We start from the raw sequence: 23,537 nt of genomic DNA, 5'->3' as shown, positions 1-23,537 counted from the left end.
GGACTCTCGCATGCCAATCAAAGACACATTCGGCTTGGCAGTTTCGGGCGCGACGGAAGCCGGATTCGCGCTCTACGGCCAGGCCGTGCGCGAATTGCAGTGTTTCATCGGCGATCCGGTCAACTCCGTCGATCGCGCCATCGCGCAGGACCCCGGTTTCGTCATGGCGCATGTCTTCAAGGGCTATCTCTTCGGCCTTGCCACCGAGCCGGAAGCTACGGCCGTGGCCAGGACCTGCCACGAGGCGGCGCTGCCGCTTGCCGCGACAACGCGCGAACGGGCGCATGTCTCAGCTCTCGGCCACCTCGCCAACGGCCGCTGGCATCAGGCTTCCGGCATCCTTCAGGACATAGCGATCGATTTCCCGCTCGATGCCGTGGCGCTCCAGGTCGGACACCAGGTCGATTTCTTCACCGGCAACGCCCGCATGCTGCGCGACCGCATCGCCCGCGCCCTGCCGTCATGGCAGGCGGACATGCGGGGTTACCACGCCATCCTCGGCATGCAGGCCTTCGGGCTCGAAGAGATGGCTGAATACGCACAGGCCGAAAGGCTGGGTCGCAGAGCGGTCGAGATCGAACCGCGCGACGGCTGGGCGCAACATGCGGTGGCGCATGTGATGGAGATGCAAAGCCGGCAAAGGGACGGCATTGCCTGGATGCGTGCCGATCCCGATGCCTGGACCAAGGAGAGCTTCCTCCAAGTGCACAATTGGTGGCACCTGGCACTGTTCCACTACGATCTCGGCGAGACCGGCGAGGTGCTGGCGCTCTATGACGGACCGATCTACGGCGCCAGATCGACGCTGGCGCTCAACATGGTCGATGCATCGGCGATCCTGTGGCGGCTTCATCTCGGTGACGTCGATGTCGGCGACCGCTGGGCGGCGCTGGCTGCCAATTGGGTGCCCAGGGCCGCCTCCGGCAATTACGCGTTCAACGACGCCCATGCGATGATGGCCTTTGTCGGCGCCGGGCTCGACGCCCCGGCCCGGACCTTGCTCGAGGCCCAGCGCGAGGCGATGCGGGGCGATGCGGACAATGCCGCTTTCACGCGGGATGTGGGGCACCCCCTGACGCTTGCGATCAAGGCGTTCGGGGAGGGCAATTACGCCGAGACCATCCGATTGATCCGGCCCATCCGGGCGATCGCCCATCGCTTTGGCGGCAGCCACGCGCAGCGCGACGTCATCGATCTCACGCTGATCGAGGCCGCCCTGCGCGCCGGCGACGGCGCGCTCGCCAAGGTGCTGACGATGGAGCGCTCGATGGTACGCCCGGACAGTCCGCTGTCGGCGCTGTTTTCGAGACGCGCCGCGGATTTGTCAGAGAATTGACCCGGAGCGGATCTTGCCTTAAAAACTGGCTGAAGCATATTTTTCGGAATCCGAAAAAAATAAGAACGTGGGAGGAAACCATGTATCTCGGCCTCGACCTGGGGACATCGGGCGTCAAGGCGCTGCTGATCTATGCCGGACAGGGCGTCATCGGCTCCGGCCATGGCACGCTTGACGTTTCGCGCCCGCATCCCGGCTGGTCCGAGCAGGATCCGCTGCACTGGATACGCGCCTGCCAAGACGCGATCGCCGAACTGAAGGCGTCGCATCCCGGGCAGTTCGCGGCGGTTAAGGGCATCGGCCTGTCGGGCCAGATGCATGGCGCGACCTTGCTCGACGCGGCCGATCAGGTGCTGCGTCCCTGCATCCTCTGGAATGACACGCGCAGCCATATCGAGGCGGCCGTGCTCGACGCCGATCCACGCTTCCGCGCGCTCACCGGCAACATCGTCTTTCCTGGCTTCACCGCGCCGAAGCTGGCCTGGGTGAAGAACAACGAGCCCGCTGTCTTCGCCAAGGTGGCAAAGGTGCTTTTGCCCAAGGACTTCCTGCGGCTTTGGCTGACCGGGGAACACATTTCCGAAATGTCTGATGCAGCCGGTACGTCCTGGCTCGATGTCGGCAAGCGCCGCTGGTCGGCGGACCTGCTCGCGGCGACATCGCTCGACGAGAGCCATATGCCGGCGCTGGTCGAGGGCACCGCGAAGGCTGGCGGGCTGCGCGCCGAACTCGCCTCGCAATGGGGTATCGCGGCCGGCATTCCGGTGGCTGGCGGCGCCGGCGACAACGCGGCTTCCGCCTGCGGCATGGGCACGGTCCGCGCCGGCCACGCCTTTGTCTCGCTCGGCACGTCGGGCGTGCTGTTTGCCGCTAACGCCGCCTATCTGCCCAATCCGGCAAGCGCGGTGCATACCTTCTGCCATGCGTTGCCCAACACCTGGCACCAGATGGGCGTCATCCTGTCGGCGAGCGATTCGCTCAACTGGCTGTCGGAGATCACGGGCAGGGGCGCAGGCGAGTTGACGTCGGAACTCGGCGAGACGCTGAAAGCGCCGACCGGCGTGTCCTTCCTGCCCTATCTTTCGGGCGAGCGCACGCCACACAATGATTCCGCCATTCGCGGTTCCTTCACCGGCCTCGCGCATGAATCGGGCCGCGCCGTGCTGACCCAGGCCGTGCTCGAAGGCGTCGCCTTCGCCTTCCGCGACAGCCTCGAAGCGTTGAAGACAGCCGGCACCACCTTGACGCGGGTGACGGCGATCGGCGGCGGCTCGCGCTCGCGCTATTGGCTGAAGGCCATCGCCACCGCGCTGCAGGTGCCGGTCGACATCCCCGCCGACGGCGATTTCGGCGCCGCGTTTGGGGCTGCGCGGCTTGGCCTTATCGCCGCGACAGGGGCGGATCCCCTGGCCGTGTGCACGACGCCGAAGACAGACGCCACGATCGAACCGGATGCGGCGCTCGGCAACGCCTATGCCGATGCCTATCACCGCTACCGGGCGCTTTACCCGGCGATCAGGGCTGTAACCGCGTGAGTTGGGGCGTGTCCCACCCTCTTTATCAGGGCGCCGGCGCTGCCCCTCACCTGCCTGCCGGCATCCTCTCCCCGCATAGGGACGGGGAGAGGGGCGCTCCCGTCACCGGTTTCGCCAATCACCAGCGTAGTGACGAAGGCGCCAAGGTTGCGGCCAGCCCCCTTCTCCCCGTCCCTATACGGGGAGAAGTGCCCGGCAGGGCGATGAGGGGCAGCACCGACTTTGGCGATTGGTATTCTCCACCACGTCTTGACGAGGTGACCTCACTGCGCCGGCACCTTGTCGAGGAAGCCGGTCACGCTTTTCAGGCGACCGTCCTCGATGACGCCGATGTCAGTGCCTTCGATGACGGACGGGACCCCTTCCGGCCCGAGATTCCACGAAAACCGGATCTTGTCGGCAAAGCCGTCCGGAGTGCCCTTCAGCGAGAAGCGGAAGCCGGCAAAGCGCTGCTGCACGCCGTCGATCAGCGCCGCGACGCCTTCATGGCCGTCGCCCTGCATGAGCGGATCGCGATAGCTGATGTCTTCGGTGAAAACAGCCTTGAGCAACGCTGCCCGGCGGCCGGCATCGCTCTCGTTCCAGGCGGTGATGTAGTTTTGGGCGATCGTGTTGAGGTCGGTCATGATCTGTCTCCTTCGTTTGACGGTTTTGACGTGACCGTTTTCGACCAGCACCGGCGTGAAACCAATTACGCCTGAGGTAATCAGGCAAAACTATCTTGGAGAGGAAGAGAACATGAGCAGCGGCTTTTTCGGCGACATCCAGAAGATCAAATATGAGGGACCGGATTCGACCAATCCGCTGGCCTATCGTTTCTACAATCCCGACGAAGTGGTGGCTGGCAAGCGTCTGGAAGACCATCTGCGCTTTGCCGTCGCCTACTGGCATTCCTTCGCCTGGCCGGGCGGCGACCCGTTCGGCGGCCAGACCTTCGATCGTCCCTGGTTCCCCAAGGCCGGCGGCGTCGACACGATGGAACTGGCGAAACTGAAGGCGGATGTGGCCTTCGAGATGTTCTCGCTGCTCGGCGCTCCCTATTTCTGCTTCCATGACGCCGATGTACGGCCCGAGGGCAAGGATTTCTCCGAAAGTGCGGCCCGGCTGGATGAAATCGCCGATTATTTTGCCGGAAAGATGAAGCAGACCGGCGTCAAGCTTCTCTGGGGCACGGCGAACCTGTTCTCCAACCGCCGTTTCATGTCCGGTGCCGCGACCAATCCCGATCCGGATGTGTTCGCCTATGCCGCTGCGACGGTGAAGAGCTGCATCGACGTCACCAAGCGGCTGAAGGGCGAGAACTACGTGCTGTGGGGCGGGCGCGAGGGTTACGAGACCCTGCTCAACACCGACCTTGCCCGCGAGCAGGAACAGGCCGGCCGCTTCCTGAACCTCGTCGTCGACTACAAGCACAAGATCGGCTTCAAGGGCACGATCCTGATCGAGCCGAAGCCACAGGAGCCGACAAAGCACCAATATGACTACGACGTCGCGACCGTTTACGGCTTCCTCAAGCGCTTCGGCCTGGAAAAGGAGGTCAAGCTCAACATCGAGCAGGGCCACGCCATCCTGGCCGGCCATTCCTTCGAGCACGAACTGGCCCTGGCCAATGCGCTCGGCGTCTTCGGCTCGATCGACATGAACCGCAACGACTACCAGTCGGGCTGGGATACCGACCAGTTCCCCAACAACGTGCCGGAGATGGCGCTCGCCTACTACCAGGTCCTCCAGGCCGGCGGCTTCAAGACCGGCGGCACCAATTTCGACGCCAAGCTGCGCCGCCAGTCGCTCGACCCGCAGGACCTGCTGATCGGCCACATCGGCGGCATGGATTCTTGCGCGCGCGGCCTCAAGGCGGCGGCCCGCATGGTCGAGGACAAGGCATTGTCGGGCCCGCTCGCCGAACGCTACGCCGGCTGGAACAGCGCCGAGGCCAAGGCGATGCTGTCGGGCAAGCGGACGCTGGAAGAGATCGCCGAACGCGTGGTGAAGAAGAAGATCGAGCCGCAGCCGCGTTCCGGCCGCCAGGAACTGCTCGAAAACATCGTCAACCGCTACGTCTGACGCTGCCTGGCCGTCGGCAATCCAAGCCGGCGCACTATGCGATTCGAAAGCTTGGCGCGCGGAAACATTTTGCGCGCCATGCTGAAACCGACGACAAGGTTTTGCCCCTTGCCGCCTCTCAATGACCTCGCTCTTGCCTTCAAACTGCCGTCACGAATCTCGTATAGGTATCGCTCGTGGCGGGAGAGGAAGAAGGAGGCGAACCGATATGCAGAACGAACGTGAAATCGACGCCCTGCTCTCACCTGGCGAAGCCGGATCGATCATTGACCGGCTGATGGCAATGCCGCATCCAAAACAGGGCGCACGCAGCACCAATGAATGGGACCGCGCCGTTGCCAGCCGCTTCGAGACCCATCTCGCGCGGCAGATGCGCTCGCAGATCGACGGCGGCAGCGACCGCCGGAATGCTGCCTGACTTCCCAAATCAACTCCGGCCCGAATCAACCCAGGCCCCAATCAACCCCGGCCCCAATCAACCCCGGCCCCAATCAACCCCGGCGAAGCCTGACAGGGGCTTCGCCGAAAGCTCTTGAAAATGCCCTGGAAAAAGCCGCGGCCGACGAGAACCCCGTCCGCCCGGCAATATCCGCCATGGCGATCCGCGTGTCGACCACGAGCCGGCGCGCGGCGCCCAGCCGCAGCCTGAGATAATAGGCGCCCGGCGTCTCGCCGATCGACTTGCGAAAGATGCTTTCCAGGGTCCGCGCCGTCACCCCGGCGCGTTTGGCGACCGCCTCGACGGTCAACGGCTGATCGACATGCGATTCCATCAGCCGGATGGCCTGCGCCAGGCGCGGATCATAGCCGTCGAGCCGGCCGAGCGAGACCAGCGGCTGGGCATCGGTCGAGGCCCGGGCCTGGTCGTAGATGAAGACGCTGGCGACATCGAGCGCCACGGCCATGCCGAGGCGCGTGCGAATGAGATGCAGCATCAGGTCGAAAGTCGGCGACGCGCCGCCCGAGGTGAACACCGGCCCGTCGATGACATAGCGGTCCGGACGGACGTCGACGCCAGGGAAGGCCGAGGAAAAATCCTCCATGTCCTCCCAATGGGTGGTAGCGCTGCGCCCTTCCAGCAAGCCGGCACGCGCCACCAGCCAGGTGCCGGCCTCGACCCCGCCGCACGCGCGGGCCGCTCGCGCCGCCCTCCGCAAACCTGAAAGCAGACCCGACGTCGCGTAATTCTGCGTGCCGAAACCGGCGACGACGACGAGAACGTCGGTCGGCTCCGCCGCGTCGAAACGCCCGCTGACCGCCACCGGCAGGCCGCAGGTGGTGACCGGAGCCTCGCCGGTGACCGAGACCAGCTTGAAATCGAACAGGGTCTCGCCGGAGATGCGGTTGGCGGCGCGCAGCGGGTCGACGGCCGAAGCGACGCACATGATCGACGACCCGGAAAACACCAGGAACGTCACCTTGAGGGTCTCGCGTTCGGCGCGAAAGACAGATTTTTCGCTTTTGATCATATCGCCTTCGTAAAACGCAAAGCAGCTTGGATCAAGGCGAGCGATGCTAGTGGCTGTTTCGAATGGGAGGAGAGTTTCGATGCCGCTCGCGATGAACCGTGAGGTTTTCATTACCTGTGCCGTGACCGGTTCCGGCGGCTCGCAGGACCGCAGCCCGCATGTGCCGCGCTCGCCCAAGCAGATCGCCGACTCGGCCATCGATGCGGCCAAGGCGGGTGCGGCCATCGTCCATTGCCATGTGCGCGACCCCGAAACCGGCAAGCCCAGGCGCGACGTGCATCTCTATCGCGAGGTGACCGAGCGTATCCGCGCGGCTGACGTCGACGTCATCCTGAACCTGACCGCCGGCATGGGCGGCGACATGGTGTTCGGCTCGCCGGAAGCGCCGTTGCCGCTCAACGAAAAGGGCACCGACATGGGCGGCGCCACCAACCGCATGGAACATGTGCGCCAGTGCCTGCCGGAAATCTGCACGCTGGACTGCGGCACCATGAATTTCGCCGAAGCCGACTATGTCATGACCAACACGCCCGGCATGCTGCGTGCCATGGGCGGCATGATGACGGCGCTCGGCGTCAAGCCGGAAATCGAGGCCTTCGACACCGGGCATCTCTGGTTCGCCAAGCAACTGGTCGAGGAAAAGGTGCTCAACCCCGACGCGCTGGTGCAGCTTTGCATGGGCGTGCCGTGGGGCGCGCCCGACGACCTCAACACCTTCATGGCGATGGTCAACAACGTGCCGTCGACCTGGAACTGGTCGGCTTTCGCCATCGGCCGCAACCAGATGGCCTATGCGGCGGCAGCGGTGCTCGCCGGCGGCAATGTCCGCGTCGGCCTGGAAGACAATCTCTGGCTCGACAAGGGCGTGCTGGCGACCAACGCGCAACTGGTCGAGCGCGCCGCCTCCATCGTCACCAATCTCGGCGCCAGAATTCTTGGCCCCGAAGAAGTGCGCAAGAAGCTCAACCTGACCAAGCGAGCGCCGATAGCGGCATAAATTATTCGCAGGGAGGGTCGCTATGGCTACCGTCAAATTCACCGCGATGAAGGATGGCGACAGGCAAGACTACGAGTTCCTGACCGCCCATGAAATCGACTATGCGGCCAAGACCGGCGAGCGGCTGCTCGACGCGCTGGTCCAGCTCGACGAAGGCCTGTCCGGCTACAAGATCACCCGGCTCGGCCATTCGCTGCAGGCGGCGACACGGGCCTGGCGCGACGGCGCCGACACCGACTGGATCGCCTGCGCGCTGCTGCACGACATCGGCGACATCTACGCGCCCTACAATCACGACGAATACGCCGCGTCGATCCTGAAACCTTTCGTGCGCGAGCAATGCACCTGGGTGGTGGAGAAGCACGGCGACTTCCAGCGCCTCTATTACGCGCACCATCTCGGCGGCAATCGCCATGCGCGCGACCGCTTCGCCGGCCATGCCTATTTCGACGATTGCGATGCGTTTTGCGAGCGCTGGGACCAGTCGAGCTTCGACCCCGATTATGAGACGCTGCCGATCGAATTCTTCCGGCCCTTCGTGCTCGAAGTCTTCGCCCGCAAGGCCTACGACCCATCCGTCATCCGCGCCGGCGAGCGCGTGCCCCTCACCGATCCCGAAACCGCCAGGACAAGAACCGGAGCCTCTCAATGAGCATCATCAACAAGGCGGCCGCCATTGGCGGCGGTGTCATCGGCGCCGGCTGGGTCGCGCGCCTGCTCTTGAACGGCATCGACGTCTCCATTTTCGATCCCGATCCCGAAGCCTCGCGCAAGGTTTCGGAAGTGATGAAGGGCGCGCGCCGCGCCTATAAGCAGATGGTGCCCGGCGGTCTGCCCAAGGAGGGCAAGCTGACCTTCGCCAAGACGATCGCCGAAGCGGTCGCCGATGCGGACTTCATCCAGGAAAGCGTGCCGGAACGGCTCGATCTCAAGCACAGGGTGCTGGCCGAGATCGACGCGCATGCGCCGGCCAACGCCATTGTCGGCTCCTCGACCTCGGGCATCAAGCCGACCGACATGCAGGTGGCGATGAAGAAGCATCCGGAGCGCTTGGTCGTCGGCCATCCGTTCAACCCGGTCTACCTGCTGCCGCTGGTCGAGATCGTCGGCGGCGACCAGACCTTCCCCGAGGCGGTCGAGGTCGCCAAGGAGATCTATGCCTCGATCGGCATGAAGCCGGTCGTGATCCGCAAGGAGATCGAGGCCTTCGTCGGCGACCGCCTGCTCGAAGCCGCCTGGCGCGAAGCGCTGTGGCTGATCAAGGACGGCATCTGCACCGTCGAGGAACTCGACGACATCATGCGCTATGGTTTCGGCCTGCGCTGGGCGCAGATGGGCATGTTCCAGGTCTACCGCGTCGCCGGCGGCGAGGCCGGCATGCGCCACTTCATGGCTCAGTTCGGGCCCTGCCTGAGATGGCCGTGGACCAAGCTGATGGACGTGCCGGAGTTCAACGACGAGCTGGTCGACCTGATCGCCACCCAGTCGGACGACCAGGCGCATGGCCTGTCGATCCGCGAGCTGGAAAAGATCCGCGACGACAATCTGGTCGCGATCATGGATGCGCTGTCGAAGCAGAACAAGGGCAAGGGCTGGGGCGCCGGCGCGCTGCACAAGGATTATACCAAACAGCTCGCCAAGCTGGCGGCGAAGAAGCCCGCGGCTTCAAAGGCGGCGGAAAAGGCCAAGGCCGCCAAGCCGGTGAAGAAAGCCGAAAAGCCGAAGAAAAAGAAGAAGGGCTGAGACCATGGATTTCGGTCTTTCGGAAGAGCAAAAGCTCATTGTCGAGACGACGCGTGCCTTCGTCGAGAACGAGCTTTATCCGCATGAGCGCGAGGTCGAGCGCACCGGCGTGCTGCGCCGCGAGCTGATCGAGGAGATCAAGGCCAAGGCGATCGAGGCCGGGCTCTATGCCGCCAACATGCCGGCCGATGTCGGCGGCGCGGGGCTCGATACGGTGACCTGGCTGCTTTACGAGAAGGAACTCGGCCGGGCCAATTACGCGCTGCACTGGACCTGCGTGGCGCGTCCTTCCAACATTCTGCTCGCCGGCACGCCGGAGCAGCGCGAAAAGTACCTTTTCCCCTGCATCCGCGGCGAGAAATGGGATTGCCTGGCAATGACAGAGCCGGGCGCCGGCTCCGATCTGCGCGGCATGAAGGCATCAGCCGTGCAGGATGGCGACGACTGGGTGCTGAACGGCACCAAGCACTTTATCTCGCACGCCGATCTCGCCGATTTCGCCATCGTCTTCATGGCCTCGGGCGAGGAGGAGTCTGCGCGCGGCAAACGCAAGAAGATCACCGCCTTCTTCGTCGACAAGGGCACCAAGGGTTTCACGGTGCGCGACGGCTATCGCAACGTCTCGCATCGCGGCTACACCAACGCCATTTTGGAGTTCGACGATTGCCGGCTGCCGGCATCCCAGGTTCTGGGCGAGGTGCACAAGGGCTTCGACGTCGCCAATTCCTGGCTCGGCGCCACGCGTCTGCAGGTCGGCGCCACCTGTCTCGGCCGTGCCGAGCGGGCGCTTGGCCATGCCGTCGAATACGCCGCGCAGCGCCAGCAGTTCGGCCAGCAGATCGGCAAGTTCCAGGGCGTGTCGTTCAAGCTCGCCGACATGGCGACGGAACTCAAGGCCGCCGACCTGATGGTCTTCGAAGCCGGCTGGAAGTACGATCAGGGCACCGTCACCGACCAGGACATGGCCATGGCCAAGCTGAAGGCCACCGAAATGCTCGCCTTTGTCGCCGACGAGGCAATCCAGATCCATGGCGGCATGGGGTTGATGGACGACCTGCCGCTGGAGCGCATCTGGCGCGATGCCCGCGTCGAGCGCATCTGGGAAGGCACTTCGGAGATTCAGCGACATATTATTTCGCGGGCGCTGCTGCGTCCGTTCGGCGCTTAGAGCATGATCGCGCAAAATCGGGATTCGGTTTTGTCGGGCAAACAAGATCGTTTGTCCTGAGATCGCGCAAAAAACGAAAAGATGACCATGCATAAACTTGAACGTCTCCTGCGCCCGAAATCGATCGCCGTGTTCGGTGGCGTGCAGGCCGCCGCCGTCGTGGCGCAATCGATCAAGATGGGCTTTGCCGGCGAGATCTGGCCTGTGCACCCGACCAAGGACGAGGTGGCCGGCCGCAAGGCCTACCGCTCGGTCGCGGACCTGCCCGGCGCGCCGGATGCCGCCTTTGTCGGCGTCAACCGGCACCTGACCATCGAGGTGGTCAAGGCGCTGGCCGAGCGCGGCGCCGGTGGGGCCGTCTGCTTTGCCGCCGGATTTCTCGAAACCGAGGCCTATGACGACGACGGCGAACGGCTGCAGGCCGAACTGGTCGCGGCCGCCGGCCAGATGCCGATCATCGGGCCGAACTGCTATGGCCTGATCAACTATGCCGACGGCGCGCTTTTGTGGCCCGACCAACATGGCGGCATCAGGCTGGACGAAGGCGGCAAGGGCGTCGCCATCATCACCCAGTCGTCCAACATCGCCATCAACATGACGATGCAGAAGCGCGGCCTGCCGATCGCCTTCCTGATGACCGCCGGCAACCAGGCGCAGACCGGCCTGTCGGAAATGGCGCTCGGCCTGATCGAGGATGAGCGTGTGACGTCGCTCGGCCTGCATATCGAGGCCTTCGACTCGGTAGCCGGCTTCGAGCGCCTAGCCGCACGGGCGCGCGAGCTCAGGAAACCGATCATCGCCATGAAGGTCGGCCGGTCCGAACAGGCGCGGCAGGCAACCGTTTCGCACACCGCATCGCTGGCCGGCTCGGACGCTGCTTCCGGCGCCTTCCTGAGGCGGCTTGGCATTGCGCGTGTCGATTCCATCCCCGCCTTCATCGAGGCGCTGAAGCTGCTGCACATCACCGGCCCGCTGCCTGGCTACAAGCTCTCGTCGATGAGCTGTTCGGGCGGCGAGGCGTCGGTCATGGCCGACAGTGCCGAAGGGCGCTGGGTCAACTTCCCGGTGCTGACCGACACCCACCGCGCCCATGTCAAATCGACCCTCGGGCCGCTGGTCGCGGTGGCCAACCCGTTGGACTACCACACCTTCATCTGGAACAACGAGCCGGCGATGACGGCCACCTTCACCGCCATGGTGTCGGGCGGCTTCGACTTGAACATGCTGGTGCTCGACTTCCCGCGCCCCGACCGCTGCTCGGTGACCGACTGGTGGGCGACGCTGCGCGCCTTCGAATCGGCGCTGAAGACCAACAAGGCGCATGGCGCCATTGTTTCCTCGCTACCGGAGAACCTGCCCGAGGAATACACCGCCGAGCTGATGGCGCGCGGCATGGTGCCGCTGTTCGGCATTTCCGAGGCGATGGACGCCGCAGGCGCGGCAGCCTTCATCGGCTGGGCATGGGCTGAACCGCAGGCGCAGCCGGTCGACACATCCGCTGCCGGCGCGGCTGGCGGCGACCACGTCACGCCCGACGAGGCCGAAGCCAAGGCGCGGCTGATCAAGGCCGGGCTTCCCGTGCCCAAGGGCGAGCGGGCCGGCAATGCGGTCGAGGCGGTGATTTCGTCCATGGCGCTCGGCTTTCCGGTTGCCCTGAAGGCACTGGGCGTCACCCACAAATCCGAGGTCGGCGCTGTCCGGCTCAACCTCAAGGATGCCGAATCGGTCAGCACGGCCGCGCACGACCTGTTGCCGCTCGGCACCGGGCTCTATGTCGAGCGCATGGTGCGCGACGGCGTCGCCGAACTGATCGTCGGCTTCACCCGCGACCCGATGTTCGGCGCCGTCATGACGCTGGGCACCGGCGGCGTGCTGGTCGAATTGCTGCGCGACAGCGTCACGCTGATGCTGCCGGCGACGCGCGACGACATCGAGGCCGCGCTGCGCGGGCTGAAACTGTTTCCGTTGCTCGAGGGCTATCGCGGCCGGCCGAAGGCCGATGTCGCCGCGGCCATAGACGCGATCGCTGGCATCGCCGGTTTCGTGCAGGAGAATGCCGGCGAGATCGAGGAACTCGACATCAATCCGCTGATCGTCTGCACACAAGGCAAGGGCGCCTGGATCGCCGACGCGCTGCTGGTGCTGGGAGAGAACAAGAATGTCTGACGTCATTTCGACTCGCCGCGAAGGCACCATCCTCGAGGTCACGCTCGACCGGCCCAAGGCCAATGCGATCGACCTGAAAACCTCGCGGCTGATGGGCGAGACCTTCAAGGCATTCCGCGACGATCCCGGCCTGCGGGTCGCCATCGTCAAGACGGCAGGCGACAAGTTCTTCTGCGCCGGCTGGGACCTCAAGGCAGCGGCCAGCGGCGACGCGGTCGATGGCGACTATGGCGTCGGCGGTTTTGCCGGCCTGCAGGAACTGCGCGACCTGAACAAGCCGGTCATCGCCTGCGTCAACGGCATGGCGGTCGGTGGCGGCTTCGAGCTGGCTCTGTCCTGCGATCTCATCTACGCCTCGGACCATTCCTCCTTCGCACTGCCCGAAATCCGTGCCGGCACGCTGGCCGACGCGGCGACGATCAAGCTGCCGAAGCGCATCCCCTATCATGTCGCCATGGACCTTCTGCTCACCGGCCGCTGGATGGATGTCGCCGAGGCGCATCGCTGGGGCCTGGTCAACGAAGTGCTGCCCAAGGAAAAGCTCGAGGACCGCGTCTGGGAGATCGCCCGCCTGCTCGCCAGCGGCCCGCCGCTGGTCTTCGCCGCGATCAAGGAGACGGCACGGGTGGCAGAATCGCTGACCTTCCAGGATGCGATGAACAAGGTGACGCGCCGGCAGTTGCCGACAGTCGACGCGCTCTATGGGTCGGAGGACGGTATGGAGGGGTTTCGTGCTTTCGCGGAAAAGCGCGAGCCTGTGTGGAAGGGTAAGTGATCCCACGGAGATGACAGCGCCACCCCCGAAAATTGGTCAGCCAGCATGACCGACTACGCAAAACTCATCGACGCCGAGACCTGGGCCTTCATCGAGCGGACCAATTCCTATTATCCGCCCGACACGATCGACTATACGATCACCCAGCAGCGTGAGATCTATGACCGGATGTGCCGCGAGTTCTTTGCCGGCTATCCGCAAGGCGTGACGGCCGAAACCAGGGTTGTTGCCACGCCTGCGCAAGACGTCCCGATCCGCATCTACCGCAACGCGATGCCGGACGATGCGGCGATGGTGGTCTACATCCATGGCGGTGGTTTCATCCTCGGCGGGCTGGACAGCCATGACGATGTCTGCGCCGAGCTTTGCGGCCGCACCGGCCATGAAGTGGTCTCGGTCGATTATCGGCTGGCGCCTGAGCATCTGCATCCGGCCGCTTTCGATGATGCGATGAGCGCCTTCGAATGGGCCGCCAGCACCTACGACCGCCCGGTCGTGCTGTGCGGTGACAGCGCCGGCGGCAACCTTTGCGCCGCCGTTGCGCACGCGACGCGTGGCCATGTGAAAAAACCGATCGGCCAGGTGCTGATTTATCCCGGTCTCGGCGGCGATCGTTCGCGCGGCTCCTATGTGACACACGCCGAAGCGCCGATGCTGACGGTGCGCGATCTCGAATTCTACAAGCACATCCGCACCGGGGGAACCGACCAGACCGGCGACATCACGCTGTCGCCGCTGGCCGATGCCGATTTCGCCAATTTGCCGCCGACCGTGCTGATCACCGCCGAGTGCGACCCCTTGTCGTCCGATGGCGAGGCTTATCGCGACCGCATCGTCGCGGCAGGCGGGCACGCTACCTGGTTCGAGGAACCGGGCCTGGTGCACGGCTATCTCAGGGCCCGGCACAGCGTCGGCCGCGCCCGCGCCAGCTTCACCCGCATCGTCGACGCTGTGGCGACGCTCGGAAAGGGCGGCTGGACCTGGTAGGGGCAGGGGCTGTCCCCGCTCAGGAGGCCTTGGCCAGAAAACTCTGATAGTCCGATTTCGCCTGCAGCAGGCGCAGCACGTTCTCGCGCGATCCCCGCACATGGGCGCGCGCCAGGGCGCCCGCCCGGCTGGCGTCGCCGGCGCAGATCGCCTCGACGATCTCGGCATGCTCGTCGCGGGCGATCTTCCATTCATCGAGCCACAACAGTTCGGTCCAGACATAGTGCTGGCACTTGTCGAGGATGCCGCACAGCATGCCGTGCAGCATCGCATTGCCGCTGATTTCGGCGATGACACGGTGCAGGTCGATGCCGACTTCCAGTTCCTGGAATTTTTCGCGCGTCGTGCGATCCGGGATGGCGGCCAGCCGCTCGCATTCGGCCAGCATGGCGCGCAGCCGCGCCTTGTCCTTGTCGGTCGCCGCGGTGGCCGCCAGTTCGGTTGCATGGCCGTCTAGCAGTTCGCGGATATCGAATGCCTCGCGGAACATGTTGATGTCGAACTCGGTGACGGCATAGCCCTGGCGCGGCCGGCCGGTGACCAGCCCATCGCGCTCCAGCCGGTTGAAGGCTTCGCGCACCGGCGTACGGCTGACATTGAGTTTCGCCGCGATGTCGCTTTCGGTGACGCGTGAGCCCGGCGGAATCTGGCCGGTCACGATCATCGCCTTGAGCGCGGAATAGACCGAGTCGCGCAGCGTGTTTTTGGTTCCCTTGGCCAAGTTCCGTTCCCAGTTCTCCGGCCGCTTTAGCCGGACATTGCCTCGTTTGTAATCGCAGTCGGCGCAATTTGCCACGCCCCTGCGGCACCGTCCCATCGCGTCCAACTGATCGTGCCTGTCGCAGTTGACAACACCGATCTCTCGGCTACATTCCAAATTGTATACAAAATCGCATGCCAAATCAAAAACAAATGGGAACACCGGTTGGAGAACCGAAATGAACAGGATCAGAAACGTTAGCGTTGTGGCGATCGCGGGCCTCGTGGCGGCGGTCGCAGTGCCCGCCGTCGCCGCCGACACGATCACCGTCGCCTCGTGGGGCGGCACCTATCAGGAGGCGCAGACCAAGGCCTTCTTCAAGCCGACAGCCGATGCGCTTGGCATCACCATCAAGGAAGACACCACCAACGGCCTCGACGACGTGCGGCTGCAGGTGACCGGCAATGCCGTCAAATGGGACATCACCGAGCTCGGCGCCGACGAATGCGCGCGCGGCTCGAAGGAAGGTCTGTTCGAAAAGCTGGATTACGGCATTATCGACAAGAGCGGCATCAACCCGAAATTGGTGCATGACGACTGGGTCGGCATTTCCTACACCTCCGTCGTGTTGATCTACCGGACCGATGTCTTCGGCGACAAGGGCCCGAAGACCTGGGCCGACTTCTGGAACGTGGAAAAATTCCCGGGACGGCGCGCGTTGAGCAGCAGCCAGGCGACGGAGACGCTGAGCGTTGCCGCACTCGCCTCCGGCCTGCCGATCGACAAGGTCTATCCGGTCGATGTCGATAGCGCCTTGAAATCGGTCGACAAGATCCGCGGCCATGTCGATGCCTGGTGGACCTCCGGCGCCCAGGCCATGCAACTGGTGAAGGACGGCGAAGTCGACATGGCGAGCATCTGGAACGGACGCGCCGGCACCCTGAAGAAGGCAGGCGCGCCGGTCAGCTTCTCCTTCGACCAGGGCGTGCTCACCGCCGACTGCATGGTCATCCCCAAGGGCGCCAAGAACAAGGAAGCAGCGATGAAGGCGCTGGCGATGTTCGTCAGCCCGCAATTGCAGGCCAATCTGCCGCTCTATGTCGACAATGGGCCGGTCAACGAAAAGGCCTTCGAGACCGGTAAGATCCCGCCCGAGCGGATCAAGGACATCAACTCGTCACCCGAAAACGTCAAGAAACAGGTGCTGCAGGATGCCGAGTTCTGGCGTGACAACCTCGTCGAGGCGACGGAGAAGTTCAACAATCTGATCCAGCAATAGGCCGGAACCCTGACATTGCAGGGCGGCGCGAACGCCGCCCTGCTCCTTCAGCCTTCTGCCCAGGAGAGAAGAACCTTGTCCATTGCACCATCCGCGCTGCCGATCAGCATGCGCCGGATCGAGAAGAGATTTGGCAGCGTGCCGGTACTGCGCGACCTGAACCTCGATGTCGAGGCCGGCGAGTTCCTGACCCTGCTTGGCCCCTCCGGCTCGGGAAAGACGACGCTGCTGATGATCCTGGCCGGTTTCGTCAGGGCCAATGCCGGGAGCATCAAGGTCGGCGGCGACGAGATCATCACCACGCCGCCGCACAGGCGCAATATCGGCATGGTGTTCCAGAACTATGCGCTGTTTCCGCATATGAACGTCTTCCACAACATCGCCTTCCCGCTGAAACAGCGCGGCGTCGCGGCCGGCGAGACGGCGCAGCGGGTGGAGAAGGCGCTGGAGCTGGTGAAATTGCAGGGACTGGGCGAGCGCCGCGTCGACCAGCTCTCCGGCGGCCAGCGCCAGCGTGTGGCCCTGGCGCGCGCCATCGTCTTCGAGCCGCGCATCGTCTTGATGGACGAACCGCTGTCGGCGCTCGACAAGGGCCTGCGCGAGCACATGCAGATCGAGTTGCGCGCGCTTCATCGCCGTCTTGGCATGACGACGGTCTATGTCACGCACGACCAGCGCGAAGCCATCACCATGTCTGACCGCATCGCCGTGATGAACGGCGGCCGCATTGAACAGCTCGATCGGCCCGAAACGCTTTACGCCGCGCCGAAGACACAGTTCGTGGCCGGCTTCATAGGCGAATCGAACTTCATCCCGGTCGAAAGCCGCAACGGATCGGTCTGGTATGGGGACAGGCGGATCCAGACCGGGGCACCGACACCGCCGGCTGGCCCGCATCTGATGGTGGTGCGACCGGAGAAGCTCAGGCTGGTCACGGCAGCTGACCCGTCGGCCGGCATCAATGTGCTCGAAGCGACGGTCAGCGACATCATTTACCAGGGCGACAGTTTCGTTTGCTACGCCAGCCTGCGCGACGGCCGGCAGCTGACGTTGCGCGACTATTGCCGCAGCGATGTGCTGGCCAGGATGCCGGCGCCCGGCCAGCCGATCATGCTCGGCCTCGACGCGAAGGACACGATCCTGGTGGCGGCCGAGGGATGAGCGCGCAATCCGCCCTGCTGAAGGAGATCGCCGGCCCGGCAGGGCAGGATCTCAACGCGCAGGCGCTGCGCGCCGACGCGCGGCGTGAGTCGCTGCGGCTGCTGGCGCTGCTGGCGCCGAGCCTGTTCCTCGTCTGCGCCATCATCATCGTGCCGATCGGCTGGCTGTTCTGGCTGTCGCTGTTCGACGAGACCGGCGCCTTCAGCGCCGCCAATTATGCGCGTTTCTTCGAACAGGCTTCCTACATCAAGACCTTCATCACCACCTTCAAGGTCGCCTTCATCGTCACCGGCGCCTGTGTGCTGCTCGGCTATCCCCTGGCCTATATGCTGTCGCAACTGCCGCGCCGGGTCGCGTCGATCTGCCTGATCTTCGTCATCCTGCCGTTCTGGACCTCGGTGCTGGTGCGCACCTATGCCTGGCTGGTGATCCTGCAGCGCAAGGGCCTGATCAACAGCTGGCTGATCGATCTGGGTGTGATCAGCCAACCGCTGTCGCTCGCCAACAATTTTTCCGGCGTGGTCATCGGCATGACGCACATATTGCTGCCATTTCTCGTTTTGCCGCTCTATGCCTCGATGAAGACCATCGACACCGACTGCCTGCGCGCCGGCATGAACCTCGGCGCCGGCCCGGCCGCGACTTTCCGGCAAATCTTCTTTCCGCTGTCGCTGCCCGGCCTCGCCTCGGGCGTGGTCATCGTCTTCGTGCTCTGCCTCGGCTTCTTCGTCACCCCGGCGCTGATGGGTGGCGGCAAGGTGGTGATGTGGGCGATGCGCATGGAACAGACCACTAGCCTGTATTCCAACTGGGGGGCTGGTGCGGCACTCGGCGTCGTGCTGCTGGTGGTCACGCTGGCGCTGCTCGGCCTGTTCCAGTGGCTGCTCGGCGCGCGCGCCACCGGCGTATGGAGCTCGCGATGAGCGACGGTATCGGCCTGCCGATCTCGCACCGGCAACGCCTGTGGCTCTACGGCTTCGGCGGCCTCGTGCTGTTGTTCCTGATCGCGCCGTCGGTCATCATCGTCATCATGTCGTTTTCGGATTCGACGCTGCTGCAATTCCCGCCGCAGCAATGGTCGCTGCGCTGGTACCAGAGCTATTTCCAGTCGCTGGAATGGCGCGATGCGACCATCGTGTCGGTCAAGGTAGCTATCATGACCGCGCTGGTGGCGACGCCGCTCGGCACCACTGCCGCCTATGCGATCAACCGGGGCACGCTGCGCTTCAACGGCACCATCAACGCGCTGCTCACGGCGTCGCTGATCATCCCGGTGATCCTGGTCGGTATCGGCACCTTCTTCCTCTACGCGCGCATCGGCCTCAACAACACGCTGACCGGCCTCGTTATCGCGCATACGGTGCAGGCGCTGCCGCTGGTGGTGCTGACGGTGCTTTCGGGCCTGCGCTCCTACGACATGAACCAGGAGCGGGTGGCGCGCAGCCTGGGTGCGGGACGCATCGCGGCCTTCTGGCAGGTAACGATGCCGCAGATCCGCTTCTCGATCGTCTCGGGCGCGCTATTTGCCTTCATCACCTCCTTCGACGAAGTTGTCGTCTCGCTGTTCATCTCGGGCGGCGAGACCACCACCCTGACGCGCCGCATGTTCAACGCGCTGCGCGACCAGATCGACCCGACCATCGCTGCCATCTCGACCTGCCTGATCGTGCTGTCGGTGCTGCTTTTGTCGCTGGCACAGATTTTCGGCCGGCGGCATTGATTTCATCGGACCAATTCGCAGAAATGACCTAGGGATATCCAGACAGAATGCGTGATTTCCAGTTTCCCGGCCGCTCGCCGGTTCGTGCCACCGAAGCGATCGCCGCGACATCGCATCCGCTTTCGACGCTTGCGGCCATCGAGATGCTGCGCGTCGGCGGCAATGCGATGGATGCCGCCATCTGCGCCGCCGCCGTGCAGGGCGTGGTCGAGCCGCAATCGACCGGCATCGGCGGCGATTGCTTTGTCCTTTACTGCCCCAGGGGACAGAGCGAGGTGCTGGCCTTCAACGGCTCTGGCCGGGCGCCGGCGGCCGCGACCGTCGACTGGTATCGCGACAAGGGCTTTAGCGAACTTCCCAAACAGGGGCCGCATGCGGTGACCGTGCCGGGCGCCATCGACGCCTGGTGCCGGCTGCTGGAAGACCATGGCAGCAAGAGCCTGGCCGAGGTGCTGGCGCCGGCGATCCACTATGCCGAGAACGGCTATGTCGTGCACGACCGCGTCGCCTTCGACTGGGCCGAACCCGAAACCGACCTTTCCGCCGACGAGCATGCCGCCCGCATCTTCCTGCCGGGTGGCGTGGCGCCCAAGGCCGGCGACGTGCACCGGCAGCCGGAGCTTGCCGCCACCCTGCGCATCATCGCCAAACAGGGCCGCGCCGGTTTCTACGAAGGCGCGATGGCCGACGACATGGTGCGCCGGCTCAAGGAACTGGGCGGGCTGCATTCGCATGAGGATTTTGCCGCGACCCGGGGCGACTATGTGGCGCCGGTGAGCATCAGCTATGGCGGCCACGAGATCCACCAGATGCCGCCGAACAACCAGGGCCTGACGGCGCTGTTGATGCTGAACGTGCTGTCGGGCTTCAAGCTTGGCGAGCTCGATCCCAACGGCGCCGAGCGCCTGCATCTGGAGATCGAGGCCGGGCGGCTGGCCTATCGCGACCGAGACCGTTTCGTCGGCGACCAGGACCGTGTCCAGGTGCCGGTGCGAGAGCTCCTGTCGACCGCCTATGCCGAGCGGCTGCGCGCCCAGATCGACCGCGAGCGCGCCATGACCCACCTGCCGGATGTGCAACTGCCCGGCAGCGACACGGTCTATATCTCGATCGTCGACCGCGACCGCAACGCGGTCTCCTTCATCAACTCGACCTATTATTCCTTCGGCAGCGGCGTCGTCGGCCCGAAGACCGGCGTGGTGCTGCAGAACCGCGGCTCGAGCTTCCGCCTCGACCATGCGCACCCCAACGCGATCGCGCCCGGCAAGCGGCCGATGCACACGATCATGCCGGGCATGGCGACGAGGAACGGCCGCGTGGTGATGCCGTTCGGCGTGATGGGCGGCGGCTACCAGCCCTTCGGCCATGTCCACCTTCTGACCAACATGATCGATTTCGGCATGGACCCGCAGCAGGCGCTCGACGCGCCGCGCGTGTTCTACAATGACGGCATGGTGGAGGCGGAGCGCAACGTGCCCACCGAGGCGATCGAAGGCCTGCGCCGGCGCGGCCACGCCATCGCCGAGCCGCACCATCCGCTCGGCGGCGGACAGGCGGTGCTGATCGACTGGGAGAAGGGAACGCTGACCGGGGCGTCGGACCCGCGCAAGGACGGGATGGCGCTGGGATATTGAGGTATGGGTACCGGTAGAGCGTACTGATGGGATTCAGTTCAAGGTTGCTCGCTACTTCTCCAGGCGCTGGCGCTGCCCCTCACCTGCCTGCCGGCATCCTCTCCCCGTATAGTGACGGGGGAGAGGGACGCTCCGCTCCCTCGGCGCTTTTCTGCAACGCTGGCAGTTGGCGAAACCATCGGCGAACAGCCCTTTCCCCCGTCGCTATACGGGGAGAAATGCCCGGCAGGGCAATGAGGGGCGGCGCGAACCTCCGCTGGACTTTCACAAGCTTTGAAACATAGTCGGTGATCATGACCCAAACCCACCCAGACCTCTCCCGCCGCCTCGCCGCCGGAGACGACAACGCCCCCGCCATCCTGGCGCCCGACAGGCCCACGCTGACCCATGGCGGTCTGCGCGCGCTGATCGCCGCCACCGCCACTCAGCTGCACGCCCTCGGCATCGGCCAGGGCGACCGGGTGGCGATCGTGCTGCCGAACGGACCGGAGATGGCGACGGCCTTCATCGCGGTGGCGGCCACAGCCTCGACGGCGCCGCTCAATCCGGCCTACCGGGCCGACGAACTCGATTTCTATCTCACCGACATCGGCGCCAAGGCGATCCTCGTCGCGGAGACCGAGACCGGTCCGGCCGTGACGGTGGCCGAGCGTCTCGGCATCGCCGTGCTGCGGCTCATCGTGCGGCCAGATGCGCCGGCCGGCAACTTCGTCATCCAGGGGGCGGCGGTCGGTCCGCAGGCGGCGCCCGCGATGGCGGGGGACGACGACATCGCGCTGCTGCTGCACACCTCCGGCACGACGTCGCGGCCCAAGCTGGTGCCGCTCAGCCATGCCAATGTCGCGGCCTCCGCCCGCCATATCGGCGCGACGCTCGGCCTGATGGCCGGTGACCGCTGCCTCAACATCATGCCGCTGTTCCACATCCATGGGCTGATCGCGGCGGTGCTGTCCTCGCTCGCATCGGGCGGCGGCATCTACTGCACGCCAGGCTTCAATGCGCTGCGCTTCTTCCAATGGCTGAGCGAGGCGAAGCCAAGCTGGTACACGGCGGTGCCGACCATGCACCAGGCGATCCTGGCGCGCGCGGCGCGCAATGCCGAAGCGCTGGGGGCGGCACGCCTGCGCTTCATCCGCTCGTCCTCGGCATCGCTGCCGGCGCAGGTCATGGCCGAACTCGAAGCGACCTTCGGCTGCCCGGTCATCGAATCCTACGGGATGACCGAGGCCGCGCACCAGATGGCCTCGAACCGGCTGCCGCCGGGCCTGCGCAAACCGGGCAGCGTCGGTGCGGCGGGCGGACCCGAAGTGGCGGTCATGGCGCCGGACGGACGGCTGATGCAGGCCGGCGAAACCGGCGAGATCGTCATTCGCGGACCCAATGTCACGTCAGGCTACGAGAAGAACCCGGACACCAACGCCACGGCCTTTGCACATGGCTGGTTCCACACCGGCGACCAGGGCGTGCTCGACGGCGACGGCTATCTCAAGGTTACCGGCCGGCTGAAGGAGATCATCAACCGCGGCGGCGAAAAGATCTCGCCGCTCGAGGTCGACGACGTGCTGATGGACCATCCGGCGGTGGCGCAGGTCGTCACCTTCGCCATGCCGCATGACAAGCTTGGCGAGGAGGTGGCGGCGGCCGTGGTGCTGCGCGAAGGCATGAGCGCCACCGAGGGCGATATCCGCGCCCACGCCGCGACCCGGCTCGCCGATTTCAAGGTGCCGCGCAAGGTGCTGATCCTGGATGAGATCCCCAAGGGCGCCACCGGCAAGCTGCAGCGCATCGGGCTCGCCGCCAAGCTCGGGCTCTGACGATGAAGATCACCATCTTCGGCGCCGGTGCCATCGGCGGCTATCTCGCGGCCAAGCTGGCCATTGCCGGCCGCACCGATCTGTCGATCGTCGCCCGCGGCGCGCATCTCGAGGCGATCAAGGCAGATGGCCTGCGCCTGATCGAGGACGGCAAGGAAACGACCGCCCCGGTCAGGGCCGCCGCCAAGGCGGGAGACCTCGGCGCGCAGGATTATGTCGTGCTGGCGCTGAAGGCGCATTCCGTCGCGCCCGCGCTCGACCAGATCGCACCGCTGCTTGGACCCGACACATCGGTCGTCACCATGCAGAACGGCGTGCCCTGGTGGTATTTCTACAAGGCCGGCGGCGCGCTCGAAGGCACCAGGCTGCAGCAGGTCGATCCCGGCGGCACGATCTGGGAACGGCTCGGCCCGCAGCGCGTCATCGGCTCGGTCGTCTACCCCGCCGTCGAGGTCGACGCGCCGGGCCTGATCCGCCATGTCGAGGGCAGGCGCTTCTCGCTCGGCGAGCCCTCGGGCGAGAGGAGCGAACGGACCACGCTTCTGGCCGGGGAGTTGGTCAAGGCCGGGCTGCAGGCGCCGGTGCGCGACGACATACGCGGCGAGATCTGGATAAAACTGTGGGGCAACCTCTCCTTCAATCCGATCTCGGCGCTGACCGGCAGCACGCTGGCGGGAATCGTCGCCGACGAGGGCACCCGCACGCTCGCCCGCGCCATGATGCTGGAAGCGCAGGCGATCGGCGAAAGCCTCGGCGTGCGCTTCCCCATAGACGTCGACCGCCGCATCAAGGGCGCCGGCGATGTCGGCGAACACAAGACCTCGATGCTGCAGGACCTGGAACGCGGCCGCCCTATGGAGATCGACGCGCTGGTGGGCGCGGTGCAGGAACTGGGGCGGCTGACGGGGCAGCCGACGCCGGCGATCGATGGGGTGCTGGCGCTGGTACGGCGGCTGGCGGTGGAGCGCGGGTGTTACGGGTAAGGGGGC

General features: G+C 65.2%; 21 protein-coding genes. 18 read left to right on the top strand and 3 right to left on the bottom strand.

All coding sequences use genetic code 11. From position 1 onward, the window contains the following. Positions 1 to 10: 10 nt before the first annotated feature. Together EN804_RS29210 and xylB are read left to right on the top strand one after the other, a co-directional pair. Positions 11 to 1,336, top strand: a complete 1,326-nt coding sequence (locus EN804_RS29210) for a tetratricopeptide repeat protein (RefSeq protein ID WP_135883886.1) — start codon at positions 11 to 13, stop codon at positions 1,334 to 1,336. An 80-nt stretch (positions 1,337 to 1,416) separates the two neighbouring features. After that, a complete protein-coding gene (gene xylB / locus EN804_RS29205; protein WP_135921864.1) occupies positions 1,417 to 2,871 on the top strand; it encodes a xylulokinase in 1,455 nt (484 codons plus the stop codon). A 263-nt stretch (positions 2,872 to 3,134) separates the two neighbouring features. Here the strand turns inward: xylB and EN804_RS29195 are convergent, their stop codons facing one another. Then, entirely contained in the window at positions 3,135 to 3,497 is a 363-nt protein-coding gene (locus tag EN804_RS29195) for a nuclear transport factor 2 family protein (RefSeq protein ID WP_127279346.1), read from the bottom strand. 112 nt (positions 3,498 to 3,609) lie between these two features. Between EN804_RS29195 and xylA the strand changes: the two genes are divergently transcribed. Continuing rightward, on the top strand, positions 3,610 to 4,935 hold the full coding sequence (gene xylA, locus EN804_RS29190; RefSeq protein WP_127871181.1) for a xylose isomerase: 1,326 nt from the start codon (positions 3,610 to 3,612) through the stop codon (positions 4,933 to 4,935). A gap of 208 nt (positions 4,936 to 5,143) precedes the next feature. After that, a complete protein-coding gene (locus tag EN804_RS29185) occupies positions 5,144 to 5,353 on the top strand; it encodes a hypothetical protein (protein ID WP_127279348.1) in 210 nt (69 codons plus the stop codon). Positions 5,354 to 5,426: 73 nt separating this feature from the next. Here the strand turns inward: EN804_RS29185 and EN804_RS29180 are convergent, their stop codons facing one another. Next, positions 5,427 to 6,404: a GlxA family transcriptional regulator gene (locus EN804_RS29180; protein ID WP_135917583.1), complete on the bottom strand. Its 978-nt coding sequence runs from the start codon at positions 6,402 to 6,404 to the stop codon at positions 5,427 to 5,429. A 79-nt stretch (positions 6,405 to 6,483) separates the two neighbouring features. Between EN804_RS29180 and EN804_RS29175 the strand changes: the two genes are divergently transcribed. The 7 genes from EN804_RS29175 (at position 6,484) to EN804_RS29145 (ending at position 14,240) form a co-directional block, all read left to right on the top strand. Next, a complete protein-coding gene (locus tag EN804_RS29175; protein ID WP_091586279.1) occupies positions 6,484 to 7,401 on the top strand; it encodes a 3-keto-5-aminohexanoate cleavage protein in 918 nt (305 codons plus the stop codon). Positions 7,402 to 7,423: 22 nt separating this feature from the next. After that, positions 7,424 to 8,053 carry an HD domain-containing protein gene (locus EN804_RS29170; protein WP_127871179.1) on the top strand — a complete coding sequence of 210 codons (630 nt, stop codon included), beginning with the start codon at positions 7,424 to 7,426 and terminating at the stop codon, positions 8,051 to 8,053. Continuing rightward, on the top strand, positions 8,050 to 9,144 hold the full coding sequence (locus tag EN804_RS29165; protein ID WP_135921863.1) for a carnitine 3-dehydrogenase: 1,095 nt from the start codon (positions 8,050 to 8,052) through the stop codon (positions 9,142 to 9,144). The genes EN804_RS29170 and EN804_RS29165 overlap by 4 nt, the downstream gene beginning before the upstream one ends. Before the next feature lie 4 nt (positions 9,145 to 9,148). Beyond that, the gene (locus EN804_RS29160) at positions 9,149 to 10,312 is read left to right on the top strand and encodes an acyl-CoA dehydrogenase (protein WP_127277788.1); all 1,164 of its coding nucleotides are present in this window, start codon (positions 9,149 to 9,151) and stop codon (positions 10,310 to 10,312) included. An 87-nt stretch (positions 10,313 to 10,399) separates the two neighbouring features. Beyond that, complete coding sequence (locus EN804_RS29155; RefSeq protein WP_135921862.1) at positions 10,400 to 12,478, top strand: acetate--CoA ligase family protein; 2,079 nt, start codon at positions 10,400 to 10,402, stop codon at positions 12,476 to 12,478. Then, positions 12,471 to 13,253 (top strand): carnitinyl-CoA dehydratase, encoded by a 783-nt coding sequence (locus EN804_RS29150; RefSeq protein ID WP_135883888.1) that lies wholly within the window; start codon positions 12,471 to 12,473, stop codon positions 13,251 to 13,253. The genes EN804_RS29155 and EN804_RS29150 overlap by 8 nt, the downstream gene beginning before the upstream one ends. 45 nt (positions 13,254 to 13,298) lie before the next feature. Next, the gene (locus tag EN804_RS29145; protein WP_135921861.1) at positions 13,299 to 14,240 is read left to right on the top strand and encodes an alpha/beta hydrolase; all 942 of its coding nucleotides are present in this window, start codon (positions 13,299 to 13,301) and stop codon (positions 14,238 to 14,240) included. Between the two features lie 19 nt (positions 14,241 to 14,259). Here EN804_RS29145 and EN804_RS29140 read toward each other — a convergent pair whose 3' ends face one another. Beyond that, complete coding sequence (locus tag EN804_RS29140; protein ID WP_189524588.1) at positions 14,260 to 14,961, bottom strand: GntR family transcriptional regulator; 702 nt, start codon at positions 14,959 to 14,961, stop codon at positions 14,260 to 14,262. Positions 14,962 to 15,178: 217 nt separating this feature from the next. Between EN804_RS29140 and EN804_RS29135 the strand changes: the two genes are divergently transcribed. The 7 genes from EN804_RS29135 to EN804_RS29100 all read left to right on the top strand — a co-directional run bounded on the left by EN804_RS29135 (position 15,179) and on the right by EN804_RS29100 (position 23,531). Continuing rightward, positions 15,179 to 16,219, top strand: coding sequence for an ABC transporter substrate-binding protein (locus EN804_RS29135; protein WP_135921860.1), 1,041 nt, complete (start codon positions 15,179 to 15,181; stop codon positions 16,217 to 16,219). Between the two features lie 75 nt (positions 16,220 to 16,294). Continuing rightward, positions 16,295 to 17,380, top strand: coding sequence for an ABC transporter ATP-binding protein (locus EN804_RS29130; protein ID WP_127277783.1), 1,086 nt, complete (start codon positions 16,295 to 16,297; stop codon positions 17,378 to 17,380). Then, positions 17,377 to 18,303: an ABC transporter permease gene (locus tag EN804_RS29125; RefSeq protein WP_135921859.1), complete on the top strand. Its 927-nt coding sequence runs from the start codon at positions 17,377 to 17,379 to the stop codon at positions 18,301 to 18,303. The genes EN804_RS29130 and EN804_RS29125 overlap by 4 nt, the downstream gene beginning before the upstream one ends. Further along, the gene (locus EN804_RS29120) at positions 18,300 to 19,100 is read left to right on the top strand and encodes an ABC transporter permease (RefSeq protein ID WP_127277781.1); all 801 of its coding nucleotides are present in this window, start codon (positions 18,300 to 18,302) and stop codon (positions 19,098 to 19,100) included. The genes EN804_RS29125 and EN804_RS29120 overlap by 4 nt, the downstream gene beginning before the upstream one ends. 47 nt (positions 19,101 to 19,147) lie before the next feature. After that, positions 19,148 to 20,734, top strand: a complete 1,587-nt coding sequence (gene ggt / locus EN804_RS29115) for a gamma-glutamyltransferase (protein ID WP_135921858.1) — start codon at positions 19,148 to 19,150, stop codon at positions 20,732 to 20,734. 293 nt (positions 20,735 to 21,027) lie between these two features. Further along, entirely contained in the window at positions 21,028 to 22,548 is a 1,521-nt protein-coding gene (locus EN804_RS29105) for an acyl--CoA ligase (protein WP_189524587.1), read from the top strand. 2 nt (positions 22,549 to 22,550) lie between these two features. Then, the gene (locus EN804_RS29100; protein WP_135921856.1) at positions 22,551 to 23,531 is read left to right on the top strand and encodes a 2-dehydropantoate 2-reductase; all 981 of its coding nucleotides are present in this window, start codon (positions 22,551 to 22,553) and stop codon (positions 23,529 to 23,531) included. Positions 23,532 to 23,537 lie beyond the last annotated feature (6 nt).

The organism is Mesorhizobium sp. M8A.F.Ca.ET.161.01.1.1 (assembly GCF_004792105.1).
Taxonomy (GTDB): Bacteria; Pseudomonadota; Alphaproteobacteria; order Rhizobiales; family Rhizobiaceae; genus Mesorhizobium.
The sequence above is the reverse complement of the archived record's forward strand: the minus strand, read 5'-3'. Positions and strand labels throughout refer to the sequence as shown.